Consider the following 17,773-nt stretch of genomic DNA (forward strand, 5'->3'; position numbering starts at 1 on the left):
GCCAAACAACTTTTGTTATTTGGCTTTCAATATTTTTAAAAAAATTTATGGCTTATACAGGACGTGCCACATCACCATTTAAGGCTTCAGGCAACGCCAAAACAGTCACATCTAAACTCTCTAAAGCTTCAGGACGTGCCACCACCAATGCCACATAACCATTTGCAGTAGCAGCACTGTTCACAACTTGCACATGGTCATGCAATTGAGCGGTTTGCTCAGGCGCAGTGCCTGTACCTGAAATGGCATGCAACCACGCTTTTGGTTTGGCTTTAAACCATAAACGTGCAATCACTTCCTGACCCAAGTAACAACCTTTGTCATAGTGAACGCCTTCACGTTGATGTAAACGGAGTTCTTGTGGTTGAAACACATGCTCAGTTGCTTGGGTGATAAATGCCTGACCCTGCTCAATCGCTTGAACTTGCCATGCAGCCACATCGGTTGTTTCTGCTGTGAAAGTCGTTAGATCGTCTTGAAGGGTCGGGAACACTTGACCTGCTTCTTCAAGTTTCATTTTTGAGAATGCACCAAACTTTTTAATGTGTTTGGCAAATTCTTCGGCTTGGTCTTGTGTGGTCACAATCACAAAGCTTTCAGGGTTCAGTTTAGTCAGCCATAAACCAAAGTGAATACGACCTTTTAAATCACAAATCGCGGTGTAGCGTGTGACATTTTCTTCAAGGCGTTCAACATGTAAGGTCACTTGACCTTGTAAGAATTTTTGCGCATCCACACCATTTAAAGTGAATGAGGAAAAAGCGAGATTGCTCATTTATTACTCTCGTGAATAGCATCTAATACTAAAGAATTACCCTAATTTTCCACTATTTTGAAGAAAAAAGCACATTTAGAGCTTTAATTCTAAAGTTTATGTAACTAATTATGTCTAAAACCCAGTTTTTTATATCTAAGTTAATGAAATATATAAGATTTGGGAAATGGACTTTTGACAGCGTACAATGCCTGAAATTTGATTGAAAACAATCATGCAAAAATTACAGTGAAGAAAAAAGTCAATAAGGCAGGTATGCAATGAACAATAACTACCGTAAACCGCTGCAAGGCACTCAGCTCGAATATTTTGACGTGCGTCAAGCCGTAGAAGATATTCAGCCAGGCGCATATGCGACTTTACCCTATACCTCAAAAGTGCTTGCAGAACAGTTGGTGCGCCGTTGTGATCCTGCAATTCTAGAGCAATCGTTGAAAGAATTGATCTTCTCTAAACAAGATCACGATTTTCCATGGTATCCCGCACGTGTGGTGTGTCATGACATTTTGGGTCAAACGGCACTGGTCGATTTGGCAGGCTTACGTGATGCGATTGCAGAGCAAGGCGGTGATCCATCCAAAGTGAATCCTGTTGTGCCAACCCAACTGATTGTCGATCATTCATTGGCAGTGGAATACGGCGGTTTCGATCCAGATGCTTTTGAGAAAAACCGTGCCATTGAAGACCGTCGTAACGAAGACCGTTTCCATTTTATTGAATGGACCAAAACAGCCTTTGAAAATGTCGATGTGATTCCGGCGGGCAACGGCATCATGCACCAAATCAATTTGGAAAAAATGTCACCGGTGATTCAAAACCGTGGTGGTATTGCTTATCCAGATACCTGTGTCGGCACAGATTCACATACCCCACACACTGATGCTTTAGGCGTGATTTCCATTGGTGTGGGTGGTTTAGAGGCTGAAAACGTGATGCTCGGTCGTGCGTCTTGGATGCGTCTGCCGGATATTATTGGGGTCGAGTTTGTCGGTCAGCGCCAGCCGGGCATTACCGCAACCGATATTGTACTAGCACTGACTGAGTTCTTACGTAAAGAACGTGTGGTTGGTGCATACCTAGAATTCTTCGGTGAAGGTGCAGACAGCATGTCGGTGGGGGATCGTGCCACGATTTCCAACATGACCCCTGAATACGGTGCAACGGCTGCAATGTTCTATATCGACCAGAACACCATCGATTACTTAACGTTGACGGGTCGTGAAGCTGAACAGGTGAAACTGGTTGAAGCCTATGCCAAAGAAATTGGGCTTTGGGCATCTGAGATGAAACAAGCCAAGTATCCTCGAGTGCTTCGTTTTGATTTATCGACTGTGACCCGTAACATTGCAGGACCATCGAATCCGCATGCGCGTGTATCCACAGCAGACTTAAAAGCAAAAGGTATCGCAGGTAACTTAAACGCGGCGCGTGCGCAAGAAGCGGAAGGTTTAATGCCAGATGGTGCAATCATTATCGCTGCGATTACGTCATGTACCAATACTTCAAACCCGCGTAACACTGTTGCCGCAGGTTTGCTTGCACGTAAAGCCAATGAACTCGGTCTGGTGCGCAAACCTTGGGTGAAATCTTCATTTGCACCGGGGTCTAAAGCGGCTGCGCTGTATTTGGAAGAAGCCGGTGTACTGAAAGATTTAGAAAAGCTTGGTTTCGGTATCGTGGCGTATGCATGTACCACCTGTAACGGTATGTCGGGTGCGCTTGATCCAAAAATTCAACAAGAAATCATTGACCGTGATTTGTATGCGACTGCGGTACTATCAGGTAACCGTAACTTCGATGGTCGTATCCATCCTTATGCAAAACAAGCATTCTTGGCATCTCCGCCATTAGTGGTGGCTTATGCAATTGCAGGGACAATTCGTTTTGACATCGAAACCGATTCGCTTGGCAATGACAAAGATGGTAATCCGATTTACCTCAAAGACATTTGGCCATCGGATGAAGAAATTGATGCACTGGTGAAACAAGCGGTGAAGCCTGAGCAGTTTAAGAAAGTCTATATCCCAATGTTTGATTTGGGTGTGAATGTCAAAGCTTCGAGTCCTTTATACGACTGGCGTCCGCAAAGTACCTATATTCGCCGTCCACCGTATTGGGAAGGGGCACTTGCTGCACCTCGTACCTTAGCAAATATGCGTCCGCTTGCAATTTTGGGTGACAATATCACCACCGATCATTTGTCACCATCCAATGCGATTGTGTTGGACAGTGCTTCGGGTGAATATTTGAAGAAAATGGGCTTGCCTGAAGAAGACTTTAACTCTTATGCAACGCACCGTGGCGATCACTTAACCACACAACGTGCGACTTTCGCCAACCCGAAACTGTTTAACGAAATGGTGGTGCGTTCCGACGGTACGATTAAGCAGGGTTCGAAAGCGCGTGTTGAGCCTGAGGGCGAAGTGATGCGTATGTGGGAAGCGATTGAAACTTACATGAACCGTAAACAGCCTTTAATCATTATTGCAGGTAAGGATTATGGTCAGGGTTCGAGTCGTGACTGGGCAGCGAAAGGGGTGCGTCTTGCTGGTGTTGAAGCGATTGTAGCGGAAGGTTTTGAGCGTATTCACCGTACCAACTTGGTCGGTATGGGCGTATTACCGCTTGAGTTTAAATCAGGGACTGATCGTAAAACCTTAGGCTTAGATGGTACTGAGCTGTATAGCGTGATTGGTAATATTGCGCCACGTTCTGATTTGACTTTGGTGGTTGAGCGTGCAACTGCGGATGGTAAAAATGAAATTGTGAAAGTGCCTGTGACTTGTCGTTTAGATACCGAAGAAGAGGTGCATGTGTATGAAGCGGGTGGAGTATTACAACGCTTTGCGCAGGATTTCTTGGAAGGGAATGTGGCTTAATTTAATTTCAAAAAAACCTGCAACTTTCTGTTGCAGGTTCCTATTATATTGATAGATATTTTCTTAAAAAATCGTCACGATGATAATGATGAATTAATAAAGGAATACCACTCAAAAGATAAAAATCATCCTTAAAAGAAAGTTGTTTATCAAGAATTAATTTTTGAGTAATTGAATCCTTATTTTCAGGGTAGTGGGAAATTGAATTGACTATATGATTTGATTTTAAAATAGTTTCTTTGAAGACATTTTTAATAGTTTCACTACAGTCAATATTGATTTGTTTAGGTTCGCATTGCGCAACATGGCTTTTATAATTCTCTAGCTCAACTATTGGTAAGGGCGAACGTGATTCAAGGATGGATTGTCCGCATTTAATAATTTTATAACAGTGCCTAAAGACTTCAACCATAGGGTAATTTATAAATAATTTGCCTAAGTGAAATTCATCTGAAAAAACTTCGCACATTTTCTTGATTTTATTTTCATCATAATTGCCAACATGAGGATCATAGTCAAAGATCAGATAAATCTCAGAAATATCATCTTTTTTTATCTCATTGAATGGAAAATTCTTATTCTCTTGTCTTTTTTGAAAGTGATCTAAAAGGTGAAATATATGAAAGTCTTCTTCTGTTGATAGAAATTCTTCGACCTTTTTAAATAAACCATAAAGACAGGTGCCGTATACTAAAGATGGACCCGAAGGTAAAATATCTTCATTGTTATTTGTAAGTAATCTAATTTGATTATTTACAGAAGACTCATGTTTACCTTCGACAATATATAAAATAATACCTTTACTCATTCAAAACTTCCTGAACGATACATTTTTTCAATGTTATGAGCTAAGCGAATATCTTTTTTTGTACTATTATGAAGAGATGTAATATCTTTTCCAGTTATCTTAAATCCACAGTCTGGTCTGATTAGATCATTATCTAAAAGAGTTGTATTATGGGTGGTTAATACTACTTGAGAATCAATGTTTTTAAGTCGTTCTACAATTTGACGTGAAAGTTTGAAATGATAAGATGAATCAAACTCATCAATAAGCAAGAATGAAATTTTACCTTCCTTAATCTCTTGCCACCAAAAGTAGAATAAGGCAAGGCTTTTAGTACCAGTAGACCCAATAGAAGAGATTGGAATAACTTTATTTTTAAATTTAAAACCGATCGTAGGCTCACTATCACTTAAAGTTTCAGCTAGTTGACATTCGATTTCACAATCGTTCAGGAATTTTTCAAAATCTTTAAGATTTCCTTTTTTTAAAATATCCCTAAAAATATGATCTGCTCCATTTCTATAGCCAGCATACGTTTTAGAATCAAAAAGTGTTCTAAAGAGTAACATGCTATTTACAAAATTCATGAACTGAATAAATACTTTATTTTGGGGATTTCTTTTATCTAGATTACTATTATTGAAAATGTATTTTAAGGCTGATATTTTATTATCCTTGTCTAAATGTTTATTTAAACTTTCTGTACCTTTCAATGAGCAAGAAAAAGGTGAGCCTATTTTATAGTATATAACCTCAAGATCATCGATTTTTAATTTTTCTGAAATTAATTCAGCATCGCTATTTTTTTTATAAGCATAAGAAACTTTAGTTTTTTCAAATAGAAAATGATATTCAAATGAGGCATATTCTAATTCTGAATTTTCATTCAGAAAATTATTTGCTGGAATTGAATTACTATAATTATCAGTAATATGTCTAATTATATCGAATATAGCCCATGCTAGGTTTGTTTTCCCAGTACCATTTTTTCCATATATCAAGGCAGTTTTTACATGATTGTTTTTTATGCAATCTTGGTTGAATTCATAATTAGCAGCTTTCCAATCGAGTGTAATCTGATCTTCAAATCTCTTGAAATTTTGGACTGAAAATTTAGTAAGCATTTTGCCAACCATTAATTAAGATAATTGAGTTAGCAATGTATCATTTCTTTGCCGTAAAAAAAATACGGCAATAATTAAATGTTAATTAGTTGGGAATCTTCGCCCAACGGCCATCATTTTGTAACATTTTGGTCAATTACAAGCGATTTGGCTAAGTTATACTCGATGTACCATTTCTAAAACAATACGGAGAACGACAATGGTTCAAGCTGGCTCTACACCCGGAACAGGCTTCTATTTTTGCGTTCAGTGCGGTCACCGCGCTTACTTAGAAATTGGTACAGACCGTTTACCACCGTGTACCAAGTGCCAAGGCAATCAGTTTAACAACAAGAACGCCTAAGCCAACACACATAAAACAGCGATCCCTGTTTTAATCATAAAAAGCCCTATTACTCCATAGGGCTTTTTTGTTACCTTAAACAAAGTACATTCAATATTCCCTATAAAACCAATAACAACGAGAGGTCACCCATGGAAACCATTCTTGGACTTTGTATCGGCATAGGACTCAGTGCAGCCTGTGGCTTTCGTGTTTTTGTACCCTTGTTGGTCATGAGCATTGCCGCAATCACCGGTTTATTTGAACCCTCAAAAGGACTCGAATGGCTTGCGATGCCTGCGGTCTGTATTGCACTTGGGATTGCTACAGTCTGTGAAATTGCAGCCTATTACATTCCTTGGGTGGACAATGTCTTGGACACCATTGCTACACCCGCAGCGATGGTCGCAGGCACACTCAGTACCATGGCAGTTAGTTCAGGGGAAATGTCGCAGTTTGCCAGTTGGGCGTCTGCGATTATAGTCGGTGGTGGAACAGCAGGGGCGGTACAAATGGGGACGGTTGCCGTACGTGCAGTATCGACTGCGACCACAGGCGGGGTGGCAAATCCTGTGGTGTCTACAGGCGAATGGATTGGGGCAGCAGTGTTATCGGTGCTGTCATTGATTGTGCCGGTATTGGTGGTTGTGGTGGTGATTATTGCGGTGATTTGGATGGCTCGATGGGTGAGTCGTAAGAAATCGGAAAATACCCATGCCACAACAACACTTTAGCGTTGTAGACTGACAGCATCACTCAAAGAAGATAGCGCTCTCTACTCTTCATTCTGGCATTCGCTAAAATTGGATCATCCATTATGAAAACGCATTTGTTTAACGTCATGCTTATTGCAGCTTTGGGGCTGAGCACAGCACCCAATCTATATGCCCAAGAGCCATTAACAGAAGAACAAATCCAACTTCAAAAAGATCACATCAAATATAAAGCGCTGATTCCTGCCAAATACACCTTATTTGAAGCAGTTCAAGGCGATTTAAATAAAGATGGTAAAGCTGACTTGGTGCTGATTGTGAAAGCGACCGATCCGAAAATGTGGGTACTCGATCACGATCAGCAGAAGGTCGACCGCAACCGCCGTGGTGTGTTGGTCTTTCTCAATCAGAAGGGCAAATATCAAAAGTTGCTCCAAAACCTGAGTTGTTTCAGCTCTGAAAATGAAGAGGGCGGTGTGTATTTCCCACCTGAATTATTTCCGACAATTGAGAAAAATATCCTTAAATTCAATTATGGACATGGACGCTATGGCAATTGGAGCTATACATTCCGACTAGAGGGGCAAGATTTACGTTTAATTGGATATGACTTGTCGAGTAATTCGGGACCCTATAGCGACTATCAAAAAAGTATTAATTTTTTAACCCAGAAAAAATTGTATCGGGACAATATCAATAAAGAAGATCGAGACAAACCTGAGGTTTTTAAAGAAACATGGTCGAAGATCAACATCAGTCCAATCTATCTATCCAAAATCAAAGACTTTGATCAACTCTACTTTGAATAAACCTGATTTTGATCCACTGCACTTGTGTTGAACTTGGATGAGATCCATCCCCTTGAGGTAAATCAAGTTTTAACACTGTGAATGACGTCTTTGAATAACGTCTTTAAATAATACTAAACTGCCAACCTATAGGCTTATGCTGAGGGGTTGATCATAAAAGATGATTTTAAAACCATGGTGAAGCTTAAAGCATTCACCTATACTCTGTTGTATTAAAAATAGTCACTAAGCAGTTTAATCGGCGTGAAGGCAGTCCTATGGGAAAAATGACACATCTCCTAGCGCGAAGCGTAGTCATTCGCAGGCTACTTATTGTGTTTATGATTGGCGGATTTGGTTGGATTGATCTGTTAACCGGCTATGAATTTTCATTTGCCTTACTGTATTTATTGCCTGTGTTTGTGGCTGCTTGGTATGACAATAAATTTATTAGCGGACTGAGTGTCTTATCCTCGGTCTTGGTATGGTTCTATGCCGACTATAGTTCAGGTCATGTGTATAGCTATCCGATCGTACCGTATTGGAATGCGTTGGTTCGTATTATCTTTTTTGGCATTGTGGCGGTGTTGCTTTATAAAGTGCGTGGCAATCTAAACGCCATGACCCAAATGGCGATGCAAGACACTTTGACTTCACTGGATAATTCGCGCGCTTTTAATTTGGAATATCAACAGATTCGCCGGCACGGTATCAAAAAAAATCAAAAGCTGGCGATCGGGATTATCGACTTAGATGGTTTTAAGACCGTGAATGACACGCTGGGACACAGCAAAGGCGATGATATTTTGGTGGAGTTTGCGCAAATCCTGCGTTCTTCCACCCGCAGTACAGATACCGTGGCAAGGCTGGGGGGGGATGAGTTTGTGGTGATTCTACAAAATACCAATACCCAAGGGGCAGAAGATTATTCGCAGCGCTTACGCACCGTATTTAATCAAAGTGGTTTGAAACAGCGCTACGGTGTGGATTTTAGTATGGGCATTAGCTTATTTGAAGCGCTACCTGAAGACCTCGATGAAGCGACTCATCAAGCTGATCAACTCATGTATAAATCTAAAATGTCGGGCAAATCACGCACCACCATTCATGTGGCTTAAGCTGAATTTTGATGTGCAGATGAGTTTGAAAAAAACAAGCAAGCAATTCAAATTTTAAAATAAAAAATGCCGATAATTGTGATTATTTCGGAATAAATAACCATAAAATTTACCTTTATGAAAATTATTTCTTTTATAGGGTGCTCTTGTGAAAAATATTTTTAAAATCTCAACAAATCAATCGATCTTAGGAAATTAATTTCGGCATAGATTCACTACTATGTATTTCAAGGGTGTGACGGGAATTGAAAAGAGTAGCATGCTGACAGGGCGCACGACGCGCGAGCAGTACTTACCCACAAGGTCTCGATTCTACTTAGGACGCTATAGATTACAAATTTATAGGCACACGGTGATACTTACAAAGTGAAGCCAGTTGAAGTTAAACATGATTGTTTTTCCCAACACCCTCAAAAATTCGTAGTAAAACCTAAGATAAAAATAAATGCATTCTGAGACAAAACCACTTCACAATAAATCTTCCTCTTTCTTTTCTCTGATTTTTACATCATTCACTTATCACAGACTAAACTAGCGTTTTGCATGATTCAAACGCATAAGATTGACAGTCAATTTTTCTATTGTTATGTTGCGCCCACTTTTGCCAGTCACGTTGTGCTATGTCTTCCTTTGACAATTTTGTATACGCTCCACCTCAAGATCCGATTTCGATTCTGTATGAAGATGAAGACTTGGTGGTGATTGATAAACCTGCGGGTTTATTGTCTGTGCCGGGGCGTTTAGCTGAACATCATGACAGTGCGTATTTTCGAGTACTCGACATTTATCCCAATGCCAAAATCACCCATCGTTTAGACATGGCGACTTCAGGTATTTTGATGTTTGCCAAACATCGTGATGCAGAAGTGGGGGTGAGTAAAATGTTCCAAGCACGCACAGTGAAAAAACATTATGTGGCATTGGTACAAGGTCAAATCGCACCTCAAGGTTCGGTTGATGTGCCTTTAATCACCGATTGGGAAAATCGTCCCCGTCAGATTGTGCATTTTGAGTTGGGTAAACCCTCACAAACGCTATTTGAGTTGGTTGACTATGATCAAAACCTCGATGTGAGTCGAGTATTATTAACCCCAATCACAGGACGTTCGCACCAATTGCGGGTACATATGCAATATATTGGGCATCCGATTACGGGCGATAAGCTCTATCACCCTGAGCCTGCGCGAAGTCAATTGGGGCGTATGGCATTGCATGCCAGTTATTTGGCATTTCAGCATCCTTTACAAGGGAATGAGGTTGAGATTAAAGGTGTGGTGCCTTTTTAATACTTAAACAAGGTTGTTAAAATAAGCAGAATAAAATGAGCCAAGAGATTGAAGTTGTGATTCAGCGTGATAGCGTATCGATGGGAGATGACATTCAAGCCCCGCATGCGTATCGGGTATGGATCTCATCTCAGACCACCATTGAAGCGTGTTGTACTGAATTAAATTTGCATTTGTATTTACCGAAAATCGTGACAGGTGAGGCGGTTTGGACGGTTGAAAATGCACAGGGTGATGCAATGCTATTGATCGCTCAACAATGGGCTGATCTATATTATTTTGTCCCGCAGCATTCCTTATTATTAGAGCATTTGATTTTCGATGAGACACATCAAGCCTATACGCTTTATCTGCGTTATCACATGCAAATTGATCCTCAGCTTCTTATTCAACAGTTGGAATCACTCAAAACAGACTCAACTTTAAAATGACACATTTTCGCGTTAATCTGAGTACAATGAGCTCAGTATGATAATGATGAAGATAAGGACGAGAACATGACACGCGATTTTGAACAATTCCCTGATGACGACAATGGCAACGTCCTTTGGCAAATGCACGAAGACGGTGACGACCTGACCGAAGCCCATGAAATCGAATATTCGATTGCCTTTAACAGCAAAGAACAGGCAGAAAAATGTGCACTGTATTTGCTGCAAGAAGAACAGAAAATCAGTTTATTTATTGACGAAGAAGCAGCACAGCCTGAATGGGTCATCACCATTTATGTGTATATGGAACCTGAATATTCAGACATCGTCGATTTAGAAGAATGGTTCACCAAAATCGCAGAGCAACATGGCGGTGAATACGATGGTTGGGGCTGTATGGCTTATGTCTATGATGACGAAGATATTGAAGAGTTAGACGAAGAATTTAAAAGCTAAGCACTTTTGATTTGAAGTGAAAACCCCAATCGATTTGCATTGGGGTTTTTTATGGTAGGTCAAAAATGAGCATGAAAAATAACCCGAAATTTACAGTAACACTCTAGAATTTCTGCAATAAAAATCTTCACAATAGAACAAATTATAAGAATTACGGATGTTCTATGAATAACGAGAAATCCCTCAATATTGAGGGGCCGAATAAAACCGAAATATCGAGCAATACCGATACTGAACAGTACGAACAACAGCATGCGTCAACACAACGAGCACTCAAAACCATGGCTGGTTTTGTGATTGCAAGCGTGATTGTGCTGGCGCTTTATTTTGGCAAAGAAATCTTTATTCCATTGGCGCTGTCGGTGCTGTTGGCATTTTTACTTGAGCCTTTGGTATCACGCCTGAAAAAGTGGGGTTTACCGCAATTGCCATCGATTGCATTGGTGGTGCTGATGGCACTCAGTGTATTGGGCGGTGCGGTGACCTACTTGGGGTATCAATTGGGAAGTTTAAGCCAAGAGTTACCGCAGTATCAGGACACCATTAAACAAAAACTCAATTCAGTGAAAAGTCTGACCTCAGGGCCGAGTGTGTGGGATGGTGCGATTGCCACAGTCGATACCATACAAAAGTCAATTCAGACCGATCAGCCTGCCCAGCAGAAAGAGGGGGTGCAGCAAGTCCAAGTGGTGGGCGCGCAACAAAGTTCTACCGATGCAGCAGTGCAATGGGGTTCTAAGATTTTGAGCCCACTGGCGACGGCAGGTATCGTATTCTTGTTTGTGGTGCTGATTCTACTCAGTCGAAAAGACCTGCATGACCGTTTACTCAAACTATTGGGGGGCAATCTCAATGTCGGTACAGATGCCCTCGATGAAGCGGCAGATCGCATCGGCACTTATTTGCGTATGCAATTGTTGGTCAATGTCAGCTACGGTGTGCCGATGGCATTGGGGCTGTTTTTTATTGGGGTACCTGCCGCGATTATGTGGGGCATTGTCGCAATTGCCATGCGCTTTGTGCCTTATGTGGGGCCGATGATTTCGGCAGTCTTTCCGATTACCTTAGCCTTTGCAGTCGACCCCGGTTGGAACATGGTGCTATGGACGGTGGGACTCGTATTGTTGCTCGAGTTGATCAGTAACAATGTGATTGAGCCGTGGTTGTATGGGGAAAGCACCGGACTGTCGACCTTAGCGATTATTATTGCAGCGACCTTTTGGACCAGTGTTTGGGGACCTGTAGGGTTGATTCTATCGACACCGCTAACAGCATGTTTATTGGTGCTTGCCAATTACATACCCGCCTTAAGTTTTGTGAAAACCTTGATTGGTAATGAACCTGTACTCAGTCCACCGGAGCGATTTTACCAACGTTTGGTGGCAGATGATGTCGATGATGCTTTGGAGTTGGCGCAAGAACAGATTAAACAAGACTTACCCAAGAAACCGAGTGATGAAGTGGTGGTACGTAAGGTCAATGCTTTTTATGATGAAGTGGCGATTCCTGCGATTCGGTTATTTTCGGAAAGCCACAACACCGATGCCAGTGCCGAACATCGTTTACGTATGCAACAAGGTCTAAAACTGTTTAATCACCAATTTCAAAATCAATACCCAATTGATCAAGACTTGTCGCAACCGCAAGTGGCCTGTGTTGGGGCACGTTGGGAAGTTGATGTGATGGCATCGTCAATGTTGGCACATGGCCTCAATCTAAGAAACATCAGTGCAATCAGTCATACCGATGCGATTATCCAATCCAACGTCAATGTTTTGGAGCATTTGACCCAACAGATTCAAATGGTGTGTATTTCAGTTTTTCATCGACAACCGATGGCGCAAGTGCGCTTACTCAGTCAAAAAGTCCGTGACATGTTACCCAATGCCAAACTCATTTTTGCGATTTGGGGCAATGACAGTGATGAACTGCGCGATGAGATTTTACGTCGTTTTGAGCCTGATGCCGTGGTGAACAGTGTTAATGAATTGATGCTCAGTATCGATGCTTTAATGCTTGAACAAGGTGAGAATCCTGCACGTGAACTGTTGGCTGAAAACGAGTCAGAACGTTTGGCGGCTTTACATGAGTTGTCGCTGTTAAACCCTGAGACTTTACCGATTTATGAGCAATTTATTGAGGAAGCCTGCCAAGCCTTTGATGTCAAATACGCACAAATTTCCTTGGTCGATGACACTTGGGTGAATACCCCTGCCAGTCCATTGGCGGATGCCAAGCAAAATCCTTTAGATGCCGGTATTGCGCGAGAGGATTCAATTTGTACCCACTTGGTTCATCAAAATGAGTCCTTAATCATTGAGGATATTGACCGTGATCCACGCTTTAAAAAGAATGTCGAGCTGAGTAAAAATAAAATCAAATTTTATGCCGGTGTACCACTGAGAACCAAGCAGGGGTTGGTCTTGGGTAGCTTATGTATTTTAGATAAACATACCCGAAAAATGACTGAGGATGATCTGATCTTACTCAACGAATTGGCTGAAGAATTAATGCGAACCTTAAGCCATGAAAAAACCAAACATCAAAAGTTGGAAGAAATTGCAAAGCTACAAAATGCTGAAGTGGTGCACAGTATTTCAGAGATTCAAGCCGATCCCGAACAGCCTCATCAGGCTTAAACAGAGACGGATAGACACTCAGAATCAGCACTCAAGTTATTTTCAAGCAGTTGTTTAATCCTTATTGTTTATAAGGTTTTAACGGCAAAGCACAGGAAAAGTGATATATTGCATGACTTTCATGTTTGTATCATTTTTCCTTTTTTATATGTGGAATCGCCATGTCTTTACCCAACTGTCCAAAATGTCATTCAGAATATACCTATGAAGATGGCGATTTATTGATTTGCCCAGAATGCTCGCATGAGTGGAAAGAAGGCGAAGTCGCTGAAGATATAGTGATCATTAAGGATGCCAATGGCAATGTTTTGACCGATGGCGATACCGTAACTGTGATTAAAGATTTAAAAATCAAAGGTTCTTCATCTGTAGTCAAAGTGGGCACCAAAGCGAAAAACATTCGTTTATTGCCCGATGCGACAGATGGTCATGACATTGACTGTAAAGTTGATGGCTTTGGTGCAATGAAACTTAAATCTGAGTATGTGAAAAAAGCATAAAAGGATTTTTTTCAAGAGCGAATAGCATGATCACTGCAAGTGCTGGTGTTATTCGCTTGATAGAAAACTCGGATGTGTCTGTCTAAGTATGCAAGGTGGGTTTCATCCATAACAGCAGCTCATCGGCTGAGCATAAATGATTTGAAACTTTCAAAAAGTAAAGGGTGATATCGATTGAAAAAGTTGATCTTAAGCAGCTTGGCATGCCTCATGCTGGTTCTGTTCGTGGCTTTCGCCTCACCGTATTGGATGCTCTATCAAATCAATCAAGCTTTAGAAAACAACCAAGCAGATCAGATTGCTCAATATATCGATTTTCCTGCGGTCAGAGCGAGTTTAAAACCCCAAGTTGAAGCGATTATTGCTGAGAAAACTGGTTTAAACGATCAGCATCATCCATGGGCAAAGTGGGGCTTAAAGCTGTCCAAAAAAATTGCAGATCATACTGTCGATGCGACCATTAACAGTGAAACCATCGCCTTGTTGATGCAGGGTAAAGCCCTAAAAGAATCGATTTCAATTTCGGAAATAGCGGGACTCAGTGGACTGCTTTCTTCTCAAAATGATGATCAAACGAGTCTGGCTCAAGTCTCGGATTTAAAGCTGCAAAAGCTGTCTGTATCACAACATTCAACGACGTTTTCAGCAGATAAGGCTACAACTCAGAAAACGCAATTGCATAGCCAATATGTAAATTGGAATACCTTTGCCGTGAATGTTGAGCGTGGCAGTGGAAATATGACCCAATTTATTTTTAAGCGTGATCAGCTCAGTTGGAAGATGAAACAGATTCAGCTCAATGACCATCTATTCTAACTGTTCTAAATCGAATTTATTTAGTTAAAGTTTAAAGCGTAGCAATGCCATCAACAAAATCTAAAGCTGTTCACAAAAACTGCTAAAAAAAGCCAATTATTAGACAAAATGTTATTATCAATGAATTAAAAAAGTGTTAACTTCGTCACAAATATAAGAATATTTGAGGTGGTTCTTAATGTCTTTAGCCGCTGTACAGATCGACGGTGACCCAATCATTGCCCAAGAGGTTTTGGCTCAAATCAAATTGTGGGATCAGGCGGTAATCGGTTGTGATGCCGATGCCTTGCTGTCGCAATGCGCGCAAAACGTGAGTATGTTTGATGTCAGTTCACATATCAATGGACTGAACGAATATCGCGCTGAATGGGGAAAATTTAGTCCTTACTTTATGGATGGGATGCAAATTTCTCGTCGCGATGTCAAGCTGATCACCAGTGAAAGTTTGGCGGTGTTGCATTGCCAATCTAAAGTAGAACACAGTGCCTTAAAGGGTAAGCTGCAAATGCCATGGTGTCGTACCACCTTATGCCTAGAAAAGAATCAAGGGCAGTGGCGTGTAGTGCATCAACATATCTCGATGCCTGTGGACATGATGACGGGGAAAGCCATCGTTTTAAAGGATAAACCTAAATTACGTTTAGTGGTTTAGGTGAAATTAAAATAGGTCATCGTTCAAGTGTTAACGCAGATGATTCTCTGAATACTGATATGAATATCCTGTTCAATCTTGGTGTTGCATTTGAGTACTGAATTTTAGACATGATTAAAGACCTGATCGACCTCAATCGGGTCTTTTTTATTATATTTATTGCGTTATCACGATGCGCTATGGTTTAGTTTTGAGTTGGTTTTAATTTGAGGTTTTTTCTGATCTTTCTCCTCAACTCAATACACGCTTGCGGTTTTGTTTTTTGAATCATCACAAAGCGAGATGCAGAATCTTTTGCACAGGATAATATAGACTGTTGCTATGCGCTAAAATTGCATAACATTTCATCAGTATAAATGATAGAAATCAATCATGAGTCATCAGGACTCGAATAAAAGTTTTTGAAAACAACAATATTTGATTGCCGACTTTGCCTGAGCGTACCGCATTAAGCGCATTCCGCACGAGACTTTTCACATGAGCGCATTATTCTCAAATTTAGCCAAATGGCTGAGTCCATTGACCCCACGTGATCCACATCAACCGCATCGGGTAGCAACGCCTTTAGAGTTGTTGTTTGATTTAATCTTTGTGGTGGCGATTGCCACGGCAGGGCAGCAGTTTCATCACAGCATTGTAGAAAACCATTTGGGTGCAGGCTTGGTCAGTTACTTGATGGTGTTTTTTGCACTGTGGTGGGCGTGGATGAACTTTACTTGGTTTGCCTCAGCCTATGACAATGATGACACCGTTTATCGCATCATGACCTTTGTGCAAATCACCGGTTCATTGGTGATGGCCGCTGGTATTTCGGATGCCTTTCAACAGCAGGATTTTGACGTGATCATTATTGGTTATGTGATCATGCGGTTGGGGCTGGTGACGCAGTGGATTCGGGTGGCGTGTTCTGATCCTGAGCGGCGAAAAACAGCATGGACTTATGCGATTGGCATTATCATTGTGCAAATGTGTTGGCTATTGTTTCACTTTACCCCGATTCATTTCTCTGTGTATTTGTTTGGGCTATTGGTGGTTGCAGAACTAAGTGTGCCGATACTTGCTGAGTCTCAAAATATGACGCCGTGGCATCCGCATCATATTGCAGAGCGTTATGCTTTATTGACCATCATTGTGTTGGGCGAGTCGATTGTGGGCTGTTATTCCGCGATGGTCGATGCACTGCATCATCAAAGCTTTAGCCATGAATTGCTGTTTTTAATGATTGGTGGTTTGGTACTGATGTTTACCATGTGGTGGGCGTATTTTGATCATGAAATTGCTGAGCGATTGAACAGTCGTAAACGCGCTTTCACTTGGGGCTATGGGCATTTCTTTATCTTTATTGCCATTGCTGCGATTGGTGCAACTTTGGCAGCATCAGTCGACGTGGCAACCCATCAGGCGGAAATTTCAGATCAATGGGCAGGTTATTTGGTTGCCGTACCTTTGGTGATTTACACCGCGAGCCTTTGGGCATTACATGAGGCACATGCCCAAAATGGGGTAAGGAAATGGCTTTATCCTTTAAGCACCATCATCGTCTTGTGTATTCCTTTGTTTTCAACCGATATCGGCTATAGCGTATTTACCATTTCAATGGTGTATGCGATTCGCTTGATTTTATCTAAGCGTTATCTGATTTAATGGCAATCTTTTAGAGGTGAGAAGGCTATGGCGTATGATGATTTTTATCGAATGAGTTCGCATGCTGTGATTGTTAATGATCAACAGCAGGTGTTATTGCTCAAAGCCACTTATGCAGACCATGCATGGGGCTTGCCGGGTGGCGGCTTGGATCTGGGTGAAACCATTCATCAAGCCTTAGTACGTGAATGTCGCGAGGAGCTTGGCTGTGACGTTGAAATCGATTATCTATCGGGGGTGTATTTTCATTCAGCCGTGACGTCTCATGCCTTTATTTTTCGTTGTCATTTAAAAGCGGGTGCTCAGATTCAACTCAGTGATGAACACAGTGAATTTGCATGGTTTAATGTAGATCAATTAAGCAACGTCCAAAGGATTCGGGTACAAGATTGTTTAGACTTTAAGGGTGTGGTCGTGAGTCGAGCATTTTAAAACAAGCTCGAAAAGCCATGATATAAAAACCATAAAATAGGTGCTGTATGAAAAAAAATTTAGAACAACTCAGCGATCAAGAGGCGCTAGGCATTGCCAATCGGATGATGGATACACTCATGGATGCTTCAACGCGTCAGGATTATGCTGCACATAGTCAGCATTTTTCTAAACGTGCCCAAAGTGCCTTAGATGAAACCCAATTTGAAGTGGTCTGTGAGATCTATCAAAAGAAATACGGTTTTTTTCAGGAGCGTGAGTTTGTGAAATTATTTAGACGTCCTGAGTCGATTGCGTTTATTTGGAAACAACGCTATAGCAAAGTCGATGGAGATTATGTCGCTGAAATGGTCATGATCATGGAGGAGGGCGAATACAAAGTCGATCATGCTTTTGTATTCTAAGTTATGT

Annotated in this window: 18 protein-coding genes; 15 read left to right on the forward strand and 3 right to left on the reverse strand. The window is 41.2% G+C overall.

The features are described 5' to 3' along the window. Positions 1 to 52: 52 nt before the first annotated feature. Complete coding sequence (gene ygfZ, locus G8D99_RS02910) at positions 53 to 775, reverse strand: CAF17-like 4Fe-4S cluster assembly/insertion protein YgfZ (RefSeq protein WP_166322473.1); 723 nt, start codon at positions 773 to 775, stop codon at positions 53 to 55. A gap of 260 nt (positions 776 to 1,035) precedes the next feature. Here ygfZ and acnD point away from each other — a divergent pair, with 260 nt between their 5' ends. After that, positions 1,036 to 3,654 carry a Fe/S-dependent 2-methylisocitrate dehydratase AcnD gene (gene acnD / locus G8D99_RS02915; RefSeq protein ID WP_166322475.1) on the forward strand — a complete coding sequence of 873 codons (2,619 nt, stop codon included), beginning with the start codon at positions 1,036 to 1,038 and terminating at the stop codon, positions 3,652 to 3,654. Between the two features lie 43 nt (positions 3,655 to 3,697). Here the strand turns inward: acnD and G8D99_RS02920 are convergent, their stop codons facing one another. After that, positions 3,698 to 4,462 (reverse strand): hypothetical protein, encoded by a 765-nt coding sequence (locus G8D99_RS02920; RefSeq protein WP_166322477.1) that lies wholly within the window; start codon positions 4,460 to 4,462, stop codon positions 3,698 to 3,700. Beyond that, the gene (locus tag G8D99_RS02925; RefSeq protein ID WP_166322479.1) at positions 4,459 to 5,565 is read right to left on the reverse strand and encodes an AAA family ATPase; all 1,107 of its coding nucleotides are present in this window, start codon (positions 5,563 to 5,565) and stop codon (positions 4,459 to 4,461) included. Before G8D99_RS02925 ends, G8D99_RS02920 begins: the two co-directional genes overlap by 4 nt. Positions 5,566 to 5,749: 184 nt before the next feature. Between G8D99_RS02925 and G8D99_RS02930 the strand changes: the two genes are divergently transcribed. From G8D99_RS02930 to G8D99_RS02995, 14 genes are all read left to right on the forward strand, one after another. Then, positions 5,750 to 5,908, forward strand: coding sequence for a zinc ribbon-containing protein (locus G8D99_RS02930; protein ID WP_227554388.1), 159 nt, complete (start codon positions 5,750 to 5,752; stop codon positions 5,906 to 5,908). 131 nt (positions 5,909 to 6,039) lie between these two features. Beyond that, the gene (locus G8D99_RS02935; RefSeq protein WP_166322483.1) at positions 6,040 to 6,621 is read left to right on the forward strand and encodes a DUF4126 domain-containing protein; all 582 of its coding nucleotides are present in this window, start codon (positions 6,040 to 6,042) and stop codon (positions 6,619 to 6,621) included. Positions 6,622 to 6,704: 83 nt separating this feature from the next. Further along, a complete protein-coding gene (locus G8D99_RS02940; protein WP_166322485.1) occupies positions 6,705 to 7,409 on the forward strand; it encodes a hypothetical protein in 705 nt (234 codons plus the stop codon). Between the two features lie 266 nt (positions 7,410 to 7,675). After that, entirely contained in the window at positions 7,676 to 8,506 is an 831-nt protein-coding gene (locus G8D99_RS02945) for a GGDEF domain-containing protein (protein WP_320108669.1), read from the forward strand. A gap of 620 nt (positions 8,507 to 9,126) precedes the next feature. Further along, entirely contained in the window at positions 9,127 to 9,792 is a 666-nt protein-coding gene (locus G8D99_RS02950; RefSeq protein ID WP_166322489.1) for a pseudouridine synthase, read from the forward strand. Between the two features lie 35 nt (positions 9,793 to 9,827). Further along, on the forward strand, positions 9,828 to 10,223 hold the full coding sequence (locus G8D99_RS02955; protein ID WP_166322491.1) for a hypothetical protein: 396 nt from the start codon (positions 9,828 to 9,830) through the stop codon (positions 10,221 to 10,223). A gap of 66 nt (positions 10,224 to 10,289) precedes the next feature. Further along, positions 10,290 to 10,679 (forward strand): ribonuclease E inhibitor RraB, encoded by a 390-nt coding sequence (locus tag G8D99_RS02960; protein WP_166322493.1) that lies wholly within the window; start codon positions 10,290 to 10,292, stop codon positions 10,677 to 10,679. A 164-nt stretch (positions 10,680 to 10,843) separates the two neighbouring features. After that, positions 10,844 to 13,318 carry an AI-2E family transporter gene (locus tag G8D99_RS02965; RefSeq protein WP_166322495.1) on the forward strand — a complete coding sequence of 825 codons (2,475 nt, stop codon included), beginning with the start codon at positions 10,844 to 10,846 and terminating at the stop codon, positions 13,316 to 13,318. Between the two features lie 161 nt (positions 13,319 to 13,479). Beyond that, positions 13,480 to 13,818, forward strand: coding sequence for a zinc ribbon domain-containing protein YjdM (locus tag G8D99_RS02970; protein ID WP_166322497.1), 339 nt, complete (start codon positions 13,480 to 13,482; stop codon positions 13,816 to 13,818). Positions 13,819 to 14,028: 210 nt separating this feature from the next. Continuing rightward, positions 14,029 to 14,634 carry a DUF2939 domain-containing protein gene (locus G8D99_RS02975; protein ID WP_166322499.1) on the forward strand — a complete coding sequence of 202 codons (606 nt, stop codon included), beginning with the start codon at positions 14,029 to 14,031 and terminating at the stop codon, positions 14,632 to 14,634. A gap of 178 nt (positions 14,635 to 14,812) precedes the next feature. Then, positions 14,813 to 15,286, forward strand: coding sequence for a nuclear transport factor 2 family protein (locus G8D99_RS02980; RefSeq protein WP_166322501.1), 474 nt, complete (start codon positions 14,813 to 14,815; stop codon positions 15,284 to 15,286). A 477-nt stretch (positions 15,287 to 15,763) separates the two neighbouring features. Further along, positions 15,764 to 16,930 carry a low temperature requirement protein A gene (locus G8D99_RS02985; protein WP_166322503.1) on the forward strand — a complete coding sequence of 389 codons (1,167 nt, stop codon included), beginning with the start codon at positions 15,764 to 15,766 and terminating at the stop codon, positions 16,928 to 16,930. Between the two features lie 27 nt (positions 16,931 to 16,957). Continuing rightward, positions 16,958 to 17,362: an NUDIX hydrolase gene (locus G8D99_RS02990; RefSeq protein ID WP_166322505.1), complete on the forward strand. Its 405-nt coding sequence runs from the start codon at positions 16,958 to 16,960 to the stop codon at positions 17,360 to 17,362. A 47-nt stretch (positions 17,363 to 17,409) separates the two neighbouring features. Further along, a complete protein-coding gene (locus G8D99_RS02995) occupies positions 17,410 to 17,766 on the forward strand; it encodes a hypothetical protein (RefSeq protein ID WP_196782897.1) in 357 nt (118 codons plus the stop codon). Positions 17,767 to 17,773: the final 7 nt, after the last annotated feature.

The organism is Acinetobacter lanii, assembly GCF_011578285.1.
Taxonomy (GTDB): Bacteria; Pseudomonadota; Gammaproteobacteria; order Pseudomonadales; family Moraxellaceae; genus Acinetobacter; species Acinetobacter lanii.